Raw genomic sequence first — 11844 nt, 5'->3', positions numbered from 1 at the left:
AGCGCTGCTAAACAATAACGGCAAGGTGTGATTGAAGGGACGGCAATCAACACTCTCTAACGTGCAGCAGTCATTTTTCTGTCGAATCTACCTCCTAAAATAGAAATATTGAAAATTGTTAAGCATACAGGGCATCCCTATGGCAGATCAACTAATTCGAGCAACCGCTGCACAGGGTGGTATTCGAGTTGTCGGCGTGATTACGACAAAACTCACTGAAGTTGCCCGACAGCGCCACAACCTGTCTTATGTGGCGACCGCTGCTTTGGGGCGAACTATGTCAGCCGGCCTTTTGCTAGCTTCTAGCATGAAGCGGCCTGAATCGCGGGTAAATATTCGGGTCAAAGGCGATGGCCCTCTGGGGGGCATTTTGATTGATGCTGGCCTAGATGGAACGGTGCGGGGATATGTGGATAATCCGGCAATTGAGCTACCGCTGAATCGTCAAGGTAAGCTGGATGTGGGCGGTGCAGTTGGCCAGGATGGTTACGTTTATGTCGTTCGCGATGTTGGTTATGGTTATCCTTACTCCAGCACTGTAGAGCTGGTTTCAGGCGAGATTGGTGAGGATTTAACTTACTATTTAGCTACCTCAGAACAGACCCCTTCGGCTTTAATCTTGGGTGTTTTTGTGGGTGCCCAGGGAGTTGAGGCGGCGGGCGGATTGCTGCTGCAGGTTTTGCCCAAAGCGGCTGAAGATCCGGCTCTAGTCGCTACGCTAGAATCGCGTCTGGCTACGCTGACGGGCTTTACTCCATTGCTACGAGAGAACAAAACGCTACCCCAAATTTTTGAAAATTTGGTTGGTGATATGGGGCTAGAGATTTTTCCAGAAACTCAGCTAGTTCGCTTTAATTGCCCTTGTTCTGAAGATCGAATGTTGGGCGCTCTCAAACTTTTAGGGCAAGAAGAACTGGCCGACATGATTGCAAAAGATAATGGAGCTGAGGTAACCTGCCATTTTTGCAATCAGGTTTACAACGCTAATAGCGACCAGCTTTCTCAGTTGATTGAAGATTTAGAGTTGGCTAAATCGTCTTCTTAGGGTTGCCGGGTAAAGCATGGCTCGCTTGACTGACTGCTGACTACTTTTTGGCAATATGAGTTCAACATCGTCGGTTTTTCGCTTATTGAAGCTTGCGCAGGTAAGGATGGGTTGGCGTCGGTGGGGAGCGATCGCGCTGGCAGGTCTATTGGCGATCGCGCTGACGGGCTGTAGCCTTGATCAGTTTCGTACCCGCGAGGCGAGAACTTCGCAACTGGTAGTCGCGTTTTCGGAAAATCCTAAAACGTTTAATGCCTCTCTCAGTGCTGAGCGTCCCAATGTATTTGACTACTTCACCTACGAAGGCTTGCTCAGCGAAAACGGTATTACTGGAGAGTTAGAGCCTGCTTTAGCCGAATCCTGGGATATTTCAGCCGATAATCGCACAATTGTCTTTACCCTGCGGGATAATTTGCGCTGGTCAGATGGCGTGCCGTTGACGGCAGAAGACTTTGCGTTTACTTTCAACGACATTTATTACAACGAGGCTATTCCTGTTAATGGGCGCGATGGCTTGCGGGTAGGTACCCAAGGGCTTTTGCCCGAAATAGTGGCTTTAGATGAGCGCCATCTGCAGGTGGTTTCTCCAGAGCCTTTTGCGCCTTTGCTCAGAACGGTAGGGGGCACTGCCCCTATGCCCAAACATGTCTTGGCCGAAACAATTCAAAACAAAGATGCTGATGGCAATTTAATCTTTCTGTCCACTTGGGGAGTCGATACTGATCCCAATGAAATTGTCTGCAATGGGCCTTATATTATTACGGACTATCAGCCTAATGAGCGGTTAGTGTTTGAACGCAATCCCTACTACTGGCGCAAAGATGCAGAAGGCAATGCTCTGCCCTATATTGAGCGGGTAGTCCGACCCATCTTAGATGAAACAGACACTGCTTTGCTGCAGTTTCGCTCAGGTGGCTTAGATGCTCAAGGGGTGTCGCCTTCTAACTATTCGCTGCTGAAAAAAGAAGAAGAACGAGGGGACTTTACCATTCATATTGGTGGACCTGCTGCGGGTATTAGCTTTTTTATGCTGAACCTCAATCAAGGGAGTCGCAATGGAGTGCCCCTGGTTGATCCCATCAAGTCTGTTTGGTTCAATACCGTAGAATTTCGTCAGGCGATCGCCTATGCCATCGATCGCCGTACCATGATCAACAATCTTTATCGGGGCATTGGCGAACCTCAGTACTCACCCGTTACGGTGCAAAGTCCCTATTATCTTTCGCCAGCGGAGGGTCTAAAGGTTTACGAATATGAACCTGAGACAGCTAGAGAACTGCTGCATCAGGCAGGCTTTCAGTACAATCCTCAAGGACAGTTGTTGGATGCTGATGGCAATCGGGTGCGCTTTACCTTTACAACCTATACGGGTAGCCAGACGGTCGATCAAATTGCTTCTCAAGTTAAGCAAGACTTAGAAGCGATTGGGATTCAGCTTGATTTGCAGTTTGTCACCTTTAGCACCTTAGTCGATAAAATCGATAATACGATGCAGTGGGACTGTGTCTTTTTAGGATTTACGGGTGGGGTAGAGCCTAACAGCGCAGCCAATCTCTGGCTACCGGAAGGTCGGCTGCACATGTTTAATCTAGCGGCTACAGCCGGACAAGAACCGCTTGAAGGCCGGGAAGTTTCGGACTGGGAACGCCAGATTGGCGACTTGTATATTCGCGCAGCTCAAGAGCTAGATGAAGAAAAGCGCAAAGCCATCTACGCAGAGTTTCAGCAGCTAGCGCTAGAGTATTTGCCCCTCATTTATACGGTTAACCCGATCGCAATGGCAGCAGTGCGCGACAAAGTTCAAAATGTGCAATATTCAGCACTCGATACTACCCTGTTGTGGAACATTTACGAACTCAAAATTGAGGAGACGATAGAGTAACTACTCGTTGACGTGTTTCAACGATTGTAGCCACAGCTATATCCGCAGTTATGAACTTGCGTGAAAGGCGGCTGATGAGCCTAGTTTTAGGGTGGTAAAGTTGTCAATCAGTTGCGGCTGACCTTGATCATCTACAGCGCCAAAGCGTTCAAAGTGTTGCTGCACTGGCTGTGGCAGATGGGCAAAGTCAAATTGAGCATCGCCAGCGGCGATCGCTGCCCAAAAGTCTTTGAGATAGGGGGCAATTTTCTCGGCTTCCTCTGGCGTTAAATGCAACGGCGCACTGGTGAGTAGTTTCGTCATGAAGGGCAAAGCCCGATCGCTCATCCACTGGCGCGAGTAGGCTTGTAAATTGGGCAATTCTGGCACGGCTTCAATCCGATAGGTTTGAACTGAAAGCTGCGATCGCCCGTTTTCAACGGTCAGTTCAACGATGCGATAGGGATGGGGATAGCTCACCAGTGAACCTGTGGTAATTTCCCAAAGACCTGCTTGGGTGGCAATATCTTGAACGTGCAGGTGTCCGGTGAGGAGTAGGGCATTGACTGATTGAAGGCGCGATCGCAAAGCTTGAGCATTTTGCAACAGGTAGCGCTGCCCCATTGAGCTGGTGGCTTGCCCCGGCAAATGCTCCAATACGTTGTGATGAATCATCACCAGAACGGTTTGTCCTTGCAACTGAGGCAGGGTTTGATCAAGCCAGTCAAGCTGTTCGGCTTCTAAATAGCCGTTGTAACGTTGCTGCCCCTCGGCGTCGAAGGCAATCGAGTTTAGCCCGATCAGCCAAATTCCTGGTTTAAGCGACTGGAGATAATAGGGCTGCTGGTCGTAGCCAAAATTTTGGTAGCATTGCAAAAATTGATTGAGTCCAACGGTTTTGTCAGTGTCTTCTCGCTGGATGATGTCGTGATTTCCTGGCACCACATAAACCGGGATTGGCAAATCTGAAAGCCGTTGAGCTAACCAGTTATGGTTGTCTTTTTCGCCATGCTGGGTCAAATCTCCTGGCATGAGGATGCAGTCTAGCGCTAGGCTGCTCAAATGTTCGAACACCTGTTCTAAAGCCGGAATGCTGACTTCAACGAGATGAAAACGGCTGGGCGATCGCCAAATTGTTTGAGGTAAGGCAATATGCGGATCGCTCACGATTGCAAAGCGGAGGTGTTGTCTCATGCGGCTGGGTCGGGATCAATGCCAAGTGCCTTTAGCTTAGCTTTTAGCTGTTCAACTTGGGCTTCAGCTTGCTTGGCTCGTTGTTCAGCTTGTTTTCGAGCTGTAGCTTCTTGCGTTAGGGCTTCGGCTAAGCTTTAACCCGGTAGCCAATATCGCGGCGACAGTAACTTTGCTCAAACTCGATGCAGTCTACTGCTTTGTAAGCATGGGCGATCGCTGCTTCAAAGGTTTCGCCTGTTGCGGTTACGCCCAACACGCGCCCACCGTTAGCCTGAACTTGCTGCTGCACCCGTTTGGTGCCCGCATGAAAGACCACAGCCCCTGTTTCGGCGGCGGCTTCCAAGCCATGAATGGCCATCCCCTTAGGATAAGCTTCTGGATAACCGGCTGCTGCCATCACGACACAAGCGGCGGCTTCGGGCTTCCACTCAAACGGGGGCAATTCCGCTAAGCGCTGTTCAATGCAGGCCAGCATAATCTCTTCTAGGGGGGTTGCTAGCAAAGGCAAAACCACCTGAGTTTCCGGATCGCCAAAGCGACAGTTAAACTCAATAACTTTGGGATCGCCTTGAGGCGTGATGATCAAACCAGCATATAAGACGCCGCAATAGGTAATCTCCTTTTGTTGCAGCGCTTGCAGGATCGGCTGCAAAATTTCGGTTTGAATGCGCGTTAGCAGGGCTTCATCAACCACTGGGGTGGGGGCATACGCTCCCATACCGCCTGTGTTGGCTCCGGTATCTCCTTCCCCAATGGTTTTGTGGTCTTGCGCCGGGATCAAAGGCCGAATCGTGAGTCCATCTGTAACCGCTAAGACCGAAACTTCTTGGCCAGTGAGATAAGTTTCAATCACCACCCGGTTTCCAGACGCGCCAAAGCGCCCAGCTAGCGACTCGCTCACCGCCGTTTTGGCCGCTGCCAGCGTTGGGGCGACTGTAACCCCCTTACCAGCCGCCAAACCATCAGCTTTAACCACAATGGGTGCGCCCTGTTGCTCTAAGTAAGCGATCGCAGCAGATAATTCAGTAAACGTTTGAGAAGCTGCTGTAGGTACGCCAGCGGCTTGCATCAGCGCCTTTGCCCACGACTTGCTAGCCTCGATTTGTGCCCCTGCTTGAGTTGGCCCAAAGACTTTAATGTTTTGAGCTTGCAGGTAATCTGTAATGCCGTCTGCCAGTGGCTGTTCTGGGCCAATGACGACAAACGCCATGTTGTTTACAAGCGAAAAACGAGCAATGCCTTCAAAATCGCTGATGCTGAGGGGTAAGTTGCGACACCCCGCCAATAGAGCGGTGCCGCCATTGCCTGGAATGCAAACAACCTCAGTCATCCGGGGCGACTGCAAGAGCTTCCAAGCGAGGGCGTGTTCGCGGCCACCACTGCCAATAATTAATGCTTTCACTGCTGCTGTCTAAATCCCGATTATGCGTCCCCCATTTTCCCATGCTAATGGCGTATCCAATTAAATGACTTAAAAAAATCGTTTATTCGGGCAAATGTCACGATTTAGTTGTATTTGACGACTTTGCGATAAAAATTTACCGGATAAAGAATAAAACGAACGGATGACTAAGTTAAAAAAAAAGAATACGGTGTAAGAAGCATCAGGGTGTTTGGACTCAGCCAATAGTGTGAATTCAGTCAGCTAAAAGTAACATTTTTGAACCGCAGCAGCCTTTTAATGAGGCTCATCCACTATGCCGGAGCGATCACCCTCCTCTCAGAGGAGCAGCTTAAATCCTGTGACTCATCCCCATTCAATAACTGCCGAACCGCTCCAAACTCCGGAGGCCATGCGGCAAGAAATTGAGGTTTTGCGGCAGCAAGTTCAACAGTTACAGGCTGAAATTAGCGATCGCGACTGCCAGTTAAACAAGCTGACTCATCAAAAAGCCCTGGTCGAACAGCGTTTTCAAGACCAAACGGCGGCGCTACGAGAGTCTAACGATACCCTGATTGGCGAGGTAGTAGAGCGGCGGCAAGTTGAAGAAGCTTTAAGAGCGGCCAAAGATCAGCTACAGGCGATTTTAGAAGCTGTTCCTGGGATTGTGTCTTGGATTAGCGCTGACTTGCGTTATTTGGGAGTCAATCAGCATCTAGCCAAAACCTTTGGCATGCCGCCAGAAGCTTTTGTGGGGCAAGATATTGGCTTTTTAGATACCAGTCAAGAATTTATTGGCTTTGTGCGTAACTTTTTTGCCAGCCCTCAGCTAGAAGCCTGCTGCGAAATTGATGCAGTTGTGGGGGGCATTGGGCGCAGCTTTTTGATTGTGGCTCAGAAATACAACCACGGTAAAGCAGCTTTCACCGTAGGCATTGACATTACAGAGCGCAATCAGGCTGAAGAGGGGTTGCGGCAGGCCGAAGCAAAGTACCGCAACATTTTTGAAAACATTGTTGAGGGTATTTTTCAGAGCACCCGTGATGGTCGCTATATCAGTGCCAATCCGGCTCTAGCCAGAATATATGGCTATGCTTCAGTGGGCGAGTTGATGTTGAACATCACCAATATTCAGCATCAGCTTTATGTTGAGCCTGGGCGTCGGCATGAGTTTATTCGCACTATGCAAACGCAGGATGCCATCGTCGGCTTTGAATCAGAAATTTACCGCAAAGATGGTACCCGCATTTGGATTTCAGAAAATGCTCGAGCAGTTAGAGACAAATCGGGAAAACTGCTGTACTACGAGGGGACGGTTCAGGACATTACCGCCCGTAAGCAAGCTGAAATTGCCCTACAGCAGGCTAACGAAGAACTGGAACAGCGAGTGCTGCGGCGAACGGCGGCTTTAACCGATACCAACCGACAACTGCTGGCTGAAATTAACGAACGCCATCGCATTGAACAGGCACTGCGCGATTCGGAAGCCGAACTGCGGGCTTTATTTGCCGCGATGACCGATGTCATCACCGTTTTTGATTCAGAGGGGCGCTATCTCAATATGGTGGCGACAAACTCTGCTTTGCTCTATCGCCCTGATCAAGAAAGGGTTGGGCGTACAGTTTATGAAGTATTGCCCCCTTATCAGGCTAACTTGTTTATGCGCAGTATCCATCGCGCTTTGAATACGAAGCAACCTGTACGGCTGGAATACAATTTGCCAGTGGGGGATTGGCATCAAGACGATCAAAATGGCGGCAATGCTGCACCCGATGATTTTGAAAATACGGCTTGGTACACAGCCATTATTTCTCCCATGCCGGATAAACGGGTAATTTGGGTGGCGCGAGACATTACTGAGCGACGGCGGACTGACTGGGCTTTGCAGGCAGAGCAGCAAAAGTCAGAACGGTTGTTGCTAAACATTTTGCCGCGATCGATCGCGGAAGAACTGAAGCAAAACCCCAGTTCTATTGCTTATCGCTTTGAAGAGGCTACGATTTTATTTGCTGATATTGTCAACTTTACGGGGCTTTCAGCCAGTATGCCACCGACGGCTTTGGTAGATTTGCTCAACGAAATTTTTTCTACCTTTGATCAGCTAGCGGCTCAGTACAGGTTGGAAAAAATCAAGACGATTGGTGATGCCTATATGGTAGTCGGTGGGCTGCCTGATCCTGATCCTGAGCATCCAGAGGCGATCGCTGCAATGGCGCTAGAAATGCAGGCGGCGATCGCTCAAATTCAGCGAACCGATGGTCATCCCTTCAATCTTCGCATTGGCATTGATATGGGGCCAGTGGTGGCTGGGGTCATTGGCATTCGCAAGTTTTCCTACGATTTGTGGGGAGATGCGGTGAATGTTGCCAGCCGCATGGAATCACAGGGCATTGCTGGTAAAATTCAGGTCACAGAGGCGGTTTATCGGCGTCTCCAGCACCGATATCACTTTGAGCAGCGCGGTGAAATTAAAGTTAAGGGGCGCGGGCAAATGATGACTTACTGGCTATTGGCTTAACTCTCGATGCAATCGCTCAGCGCAAACAGCGCCAATTCAGGGGCTTTTCCTACGCCTGTGGTCGAACCAGATTGGCTAGCCCAACATCTTGAAGACGCCAACCTGGTGGTGGTAGACTGCCGCTTCTCGCTGGCTGAACCTGAGTTCGGCCAGCAGCAATATGCCCAGGGCCATATCCCTGGGGCATTTTATCTCGATCTCAATCAAGATTTGTCCAGTCCGGTGCAAGGTCACGGCGGCAGGCACCCGCTGCCAGATCAGGAAAAGCTGACGGATAAACTGCGACAGTTGGGCATCAACTCTAAATCGCCATCGGGGCCAACTAGGGTAGTGGCTTACGATAATTCTCGTTTTGCTTTTGCCTCGCGGCTTTGGTGGCTGCTCAACTACTGGGGACATTCTCAGGTTGCTGTGCTCAATGGTGGCTTGGCTGGGTGGCAGTCCGCAGGCTACGGGCTGTCTCAGGTAGCTCCTTTACCCCAGGCAGGCAATTTTTCGCCTCAACCACAGTCGGGCTGGACGGTGGAGATTGAAGCGGTGAAGCAGTGCCAAAATCAACCCGGTGTCTGGCTGATCGACTCGCGATCGCCAGAGCGCTATCGAGGTGAGCAAGAACCTATCGATCCGATTGCGGGGAGTATTCCTGGTGCAGTTAACTATTTTTGGCAGGAGGTTTCGGATCCAGACGGACGACTGCGATCGCCTGCGGCCCTCCACCAACACTGGCAGGCATTGGCTGAGGCAGAGAAGGTGATTGTCTACTGTGGTTCTGGCGTGACGGCCTGTGTCAACTTGCTTTCGCAGGTGGCGGCTGGCTTGCCAATGCAGCCGCTTTATGTCGGGGGGTGGAGTGATTGGTGCTCGTATCTGACCTCTGACAGCGGCGCTTAGCGCTTAGGCTAAAGGGGCAATGGGTAGCTAGCAGTAAGCTACAGCGGCTGGGTAACGCAACGGGGACGGGTTCCTTAATCGTCAGAGGAACCTACCAAAATCTGTCTGGCGATGGCTGATCAAAGCCCGTCTTTTCAACATAGTGGAAAGGACGCCCGCAGGGGCGATCGCGTGCTTGAGAGCCACCTGGTTTCTAGCGCTGGGTAAACCAGGCGATCGCCTTGCCGTCAGCCTGCAGATAGTACCTGGCACATGTTTTCGAATTCAAATAAAAATCGCTCCCAAAATCAAAACTCAGATCAGTCGCGATCGCCCTTTCGCAGCTTTGGCGGTGGCTTGCTGATTTTCTTTGTGTTCTTTCTTATCCTCAATACTTTTCTTTCGTCTCAGTTTGGCAACCGTTACGATGAAGTTCCCTACAGTGAATTTATTGAACAAGTCGAAGCCAATAAAGTCAGGCGAGCGACCATTCAAGATCAGCGTATTCAATACGAACTGAAGCCGTCAGCCGTCGCCGCAGAGGCAGATGAAGATGCGGCAGCGGCTACCCGGCGCTATGAAACAGTTTCGCTCCCCAATGATGACAGCCTCACGACCCTTTTGCAGCAGCATGAGGTAGAGTTTTCAGCTATTCCTACGGATGAAGGCGGCTGGTTTGGCGGACTCTTGGGCTGGCTAATCTGGCCGCTGCTGATTTTTAGCCTGTATTCTTTCTTGCTACGGCGGGCTCAAGGTGGCCCTGGTGGCGGTGCTGCCGCCTTGGGCATTGGCAAAAGCAATGCCAGAGCCTATAGCGAAGGCAAAACGGGTGTCAGGTTTAGTGACGTGGCGGGTGTAGATGAAGCCAAAGCTGAACTGGAAGAAGTAGTCGATTACCTCAAAAATTCTGACAAATATACCCGCTTGGGCGCTCGAATTCCCAAGGGCTTGCTGCTGATTGGCCCACCTGGAACGGGCAAAACCCTTCTAGCTAGAGCTGTGGCGGGTGAGGCGGGCGTTCCGTTTTTGAGCATTTCCGGCTCAGAATTTATTGAGCTGTTTGTGGGGGTCGGGGCTTCTCGCGTCCGCGATTTATTCAAGCAGGCTCAAAAACAGTCTCCCTGCATTGTGTTTATCGATGAACTAGATGCTCTAGGGCGATCGCGAGGCGGCAACAGCCCATTTGCCGGGGGCGGCTTTAGCGAACAAGAGCAGACCTTGAACCAGCTACTAAATGAAATGGACGGGTTTGATGCCAATACAGGGGTGATTATCTTAGCCGCCACTAACCGCCCTGAAGTGCTTGATCCAGCACTACAACGTCCTGGCCGCTTCGATCGCCAAGTTTTGGTAGATCGCCCCGACAAAAAAGGACGTGAGGCCATTTTGAAAGTCCACACTCCCGGCGTTAAGCTGGCTCAAGATGTAGACTTGGTTAAATTGGCTGCCCGCACCCCCGGTTTTGCTGGCGCAGATCTGGCAAATTTAGTTAACGAAGCCGCTTTATTGGCTGCTCGTCGCGAAGGAGATGAGGTCAAAATGGCCGATTTCAACGAAGCCATCGAGCGGGTAATTGCCGGACTGGAGAAAAAGAGCCGAGTTCTCAACGAAACGGAAAAGCGTACGGTGGCTTTCCACGAAACGGGGCATGCTATCGTCGGTTCGCTCATGCCAGGGGCTGGCAAGGTTGAAAAAATTTCAATTGTGCCAAGAGGGGTCGGTGCTCTGGGTTATACGCTACAGCTTCCAGAAGAAGATCGCTTTCTGGTTGGTGAAGATGAGTTACGAGGCCGCATTGCGATTTTGCTCGCTGGCCGCTCGGCAGAGGAACTCATTTTTGGCAAAGTATCTACTGGAGCCGGAGATGACATTCAAAAAGCCACCGATTTAGCTGAGCGCTTTGTCACGGTCTATGGCATGAGCGATCGCTTGGGGCCAATTGCCTTCGAAAAGCAGCAGCAGCAATTTCTAGAAGGAATGAGCAACCCGCGCCGCACGGTTAGCCCTCAAGTAGCAGAGCTAATTGACCATGAAGTCAAGGCCATTATCGATGGCGCACACAGCATGGCGCTGACAATTTTGGCTCAAAATCGCCAGGTACTAGAAACAACGGCTGAAGTCTTATTAGCAGATGAGGTGCTAGAGGCCAGTGCTCTGTGGGAAAACCTCAGTCAGGTTAACGCTCCTGACGAGTTAGACAGGTGGCTGAAAACGGGGCAATTACCCGAAGATAAGCCATTGATGCAAACCGCACTAGCCAATGGCGATCGCGCTTTTTAGCGGAGCTGTTTTCGGTTTGGTGATAGCTGTAGCCAACAGGGTTGAGAGCCTTAAATGGCTGAAATGGGTTGGTAGACTAACCGTTCAGTTTGTCTTTTGTTTTTTAACGGCTGCTTTCAGCCCTAAAGCGCAGCTAAATAGCGATCGCTCAAGCGGCGATCGCCATTGCCTCGGCTGGATCCGGTTGTTGCGAAAGGGCTTTGGCGGATAGGGCGGCTTTGCCTGAAAGAATGCGATCGCCTGACTCTGCAATCTTGAGCGTTTCGCAGCCCGGGGGGGCAGGAAAGACGCAGGCCAGTCTGGCTGATAAGGCCGGGGGTGCTTCAAAAAGCAAGCTGACAAAGCAAGCTGACTCATGCTGCTCAATCAGGCGGGCCCTCAACTCAAAGAGCCGCAGAGCCACCAGCGGATAAATTGGATGGGGAATACCCAGTAAGGCCCACCCTTTCTTTTCTTTGGCGCGGCGAAAACGAATGGTAGACCAAGCAGAGGGGTAGAGTGGGCGATCGCCACTAGCAGAAGCAGCAAGTGTAGACATAGGACTGACTGAGTACACTGCAAAATGGTATGCACTCATTGTAGTTCATATGTACTGCCCACTGGCTGGAAAGATGAAATCTTCATATTGACTTTGCCTAATCATTTTTGTTTGAGAAATGTTGTCATCCGCGCTCCGCTGGGTTTGGGCAAACGGT

8 protein-coding genes are annotated in these 11844 nt (G+C 50.8%); 5 read left to right on the top strand and 3 right to left on the bottom strand.

What is annotated here, in order from left to right; genetic code table 11:
- Window positions 1-139 precede the first annotated feature (139 nt).
- Both hslO and ACTS3T_RS03945 read left to right on the top strand, forming a co-directional pair.
- The gene (hslO, locus tag ACTS3T_RS03950; protein ID WP_377964297.1) at window positions 140-1045 is read left to right on the top strand and encodes an Hsp33 family molecular chaperone HslO; all 906 of its coding nucleotides are present in this window, start codon (window positions 140-142) and stop codon (window positions 1043-1045) included.
- A gap of 106 nt (window positions 1046-1151) precedes the next feature.
- Entirely contained in the window at window positions 1152-2927 is a 1776-nt protein-coding gene (locus ACTS3T_RS03945) for an ABC transporter substrate-binding protein (RefSeq protein WP_377964295.1), read from the top strand.
- A 48-nt stretch (window positions 2928-2975) separates the two neighbouring features.
- Here ACTS3T_RS03945 and ACTS3T_RS03940 read toward each other — a convergent pair whose 3' ends face one another.
- Window positions 2976-4100: a metallophosphoesterase family protein gene (locus ACTS3T_RS03940; protein WP_377964293.1), complete on the bottom strand. Its 1125-nt coding sequence runs from the start codon at window positions 4098-4100 to the stop codon at window positions 2976-2978.
- Window positions 4101-4227: 127 nt separating this feature from the next.
- Window positions 4228-5502, bottom strand: a complete 1275-nt coding sequence (purD, locus tag ACTS3T_RS03935; protein WP_377964291.1) for a phosphoribosylamine--glycine ligase — start codon at window positions 5500-5502, stop codon at window positions 4228-4230.
- A gap of 340 nt (window positions 5503-5842) precedes the next feature.
- Between purD and ACTS3T_RS03930 the strand changes: the two genes are divergently transcribed.
- The 3 genes from ACTS3T_RS03930 to ftsH all read left to right on the top strand — a co-directional run bounded on the left by ACTS3T_RS03930 (window position 5843) and on the right by ftsH (window position 11149).
- Entirely contained in the window at window positions 5843-7999 is a 2157-nt protein-coding gene (locus ACTS3T_RS03930; protein WP_462934802.1) for an adenylate/guanylate cyclase domain-containing protein, read from the top strand.
- A 6-nt stretch (window positions 8000-8005) separates the two neighbouring features.
- Window positions 8006-8890 carry a sulfurtransferase gene (locus ACTS3T_RS03925; RefSeq protein WP_377964287.1) on the top strand — a complete coding sequence of 295 codons (885 nt, stop codon included), beginning with the start codon at window positions 8006-8008 and terminating at the stop codon, window positions 8888-8890.
- A gap of 252 nt (window positions 8891-9142) precedes the next feature.
- A complete protein-coding gene (ftsH, locus tag ACTS3T_RS03920) occupies window positions 9143-11149 on the top strand; it encodes an ATP-dependent zinc metalloprotease FtsH (protein WP_377964285.1) in 2007 nt (668 codons plus the stop codon).
- Between the two features lie 148 nt (window positions 11150-11297).
- Here ftsH and ACTS3T_RS03915 read toward each other — a convergent pair whose 3' ends face one another.
- Entirely contained in the window at window positions 11298-11687 is a 390-nt protein-coding gene (locus ACTS3T_RS03915; RefSeq protein ID WP_377964283.1) for a hypothetical protein, read from the bottom strand.
- Between the last annotated feature and the right edge of the window lie 157 nt (window positions 11688-11844).

Origin of the sequence: Almyronema sp., from assembly GCF_052168255.1 — a bacterium.
In the GTDB taxonomy this organism is placed as follows: domain Bacteria; phylum Cyanobacteriota; class Cyanobacteriia; order Phormidesmidales; family Phormidesmidaceae; genus Sphaerothrix; species Sphaerothrix epifaneia.
The sequence above is the reverse complement of the archived record's forward strand: the minus strand, read 5'-3'. Positions and strand labels throughout refer to the sequence as shown.

Coding starts and splice junctions, on each gene's coding strand:
- hslO (WP_377964297.1), top strand. CDS start 140: ATGGCAGATCAACTAATTCGAGCAACCGCTGCACAGGGTGGTATTCGA.
- ACTS3T_RS03945 (WP_377964295.1), top strand. CDS start 1,152: ATGGGTTGGCGTCGGTGGGGAGCGATCGCGCTGGCAGGTCTATTGGCG.
- ACTS3T_RS03940 (WP_377964293.1), bottom strand. CDS start 4,100: ATGAGACAACACCTCCGCTTTGCAATCGTGAGCGATCCGCATATTGCC.
- ACTS3T_RS03925 (WP_377964287.1), top strand. CDS start 8,006: ATGCAATCGCTCAGCGCAAACAGCGCCAATTCAGGGGCTTTTCCTACG.
- ftsH (WP_377964285.1), top strand. CDS start 9,143: ATGTTTTCGAATTCAAATAAAAATCGCTCCCAAAATCAAAACTCAGAT.
- ACTS3T_RS03915 (WP_377964283.1), bottom strand. CDS start 11,687: ATGTCTACACTTGCTGCTTCTGCTAGTGGCGATCGCCCACTCTACCCC.